The following is a 1,103-nucleotide window of genomic DNA, read 5'->3' on the forward strand; positions in this document are numbered from 1 at the left end:
GGCTGGCAAAAGCGTCATCAACGGAAAGCTGGAACCGGATGTGGGGGGAGGTGTTTGCAGGCTCTCCACCGCCCTGCACCAGGCTGTTATGCAGGCTGGATTGGAGGTTGTAGAGCGATATAACCACTCAATACCGGTGAGCTATGCGTCCGGTGAGTATGAGGCGGCGGTTAGCTGGCCCGCCGGGGATTACAAGTTTAAGAACACTCTGGACAAGCCGGTACAAATTGAAACCATATCCGCCAGGAATGGTATTGAGGTCATATTATGGCTGTTGGCCTAAAATTAGTTGTGTTTTTAAAAAATAATCATGGCTTAAAGCTGTGATTATTTTTATTAAACGGGAAAGGAGGATAAGTGATAACCATTACCCTAAATTAAAACTGGGAGGTATGTATATGAAAAAAAGGATTATTGCCACGTTGTTGATGTTAAGTCTAATCTTAGCTCTGCCTGCATATGCTTATGCTGCGGAAAAAACAGTTAAGCCCAAGTCCATTACAGCATCTGGATGGATGGTGATATCCACCCAGGATTCGCTACATCTGGAACTGGTAAGTTCCAAAGGTGCAAAATATAAATTAATACCGGCAAGCGAATTTATAACCGGGGAGAACAGCGTGGGGATGCTGACGGGCATGTTTAGCCAATTCCCGGTCAACAAAAATATAGCCCAAATCAAAGTCAGCGGTTATTTGTTGCACAACGATACAATACAGGTTAAATCCATGACGATTAATAAAATATGCATATAGGCGTATAAAACAAAGGGCCGCCCTTCGGGGTGGCCCTCAAATATTTAGGGACTAACAAAACATCTAAACACAGTGGAGGTGAAAATATTACAGCCCACGTGGAAAATATCGGATTTGACCATATTTTGCTTGGCGCCGGTCTGCTTATTAGCTGCTACACGGACTGGAGGTACGGGAAAATTTATAACTGGATAACCTTTCCCCTGATCATAGCGGGTTTTATATTTGTAACCGTAGATGGGGAAAAGGCAGCCCTCCTGCTTTATATGCGGAGCATTGGCGCTGGAGTGATTTTTTCCTTGCTGGCTGTTGCCGGTATGTGCAATTTCGGTGCCGGAGACGCAAAGT

Annotated in this window: 3 protein-coding genes; all 3 read left to right on the forward strand. The window is 44.8% G+C overall.

All coding sequences use genetic code 11. The annotated features are described in order from the left end of the window. Positions 1-283 (forward strand): VanW family protein (locus DCCM_RS06825; protein ID WP_165792043.1); only part of this gene is annotated, 283 nt, incomplete at its 5' end. Positions 284-398: 115 nt separating this feature from the next. After that, a complete protein-coding gene (locus DCCM_RS06830; protein WP_104371683.1) occupies positions 399-755 on the forward strand; it encodes a hypothetical protein in 357 nt (118 codons plus the stop codon). 29 nt (positions 756-784) lie between these two features. Further along, a partial coding sequence (locus DCCM_RS06835) for a prepilin peptidase (protein WP_133163950.1) occupies positions 785-1,103 on the forward strand: 319 nt, incomplete at its 3' end.

The sequence above is a fragment of the Desulfocucumis palustris genome (assembly GCF_002933875.1).
Classification (GTDB): Bacteria; Bacillota; Desulfotomaculia; order Desulfotomaculales; family Desulfocucumaceae; genus Desulfocucumis; species Desulfocucumis palustris.

Excerpts from the sequence above, each read along its gene's own strand:
- DCCM_RS06830 (WP_104371683.1), top strand. The coding sequence starts at position 399 with ATGAAAAAAAGGATTATTGCCACGTTGTTGATGTTAAGTCTAATCTTA.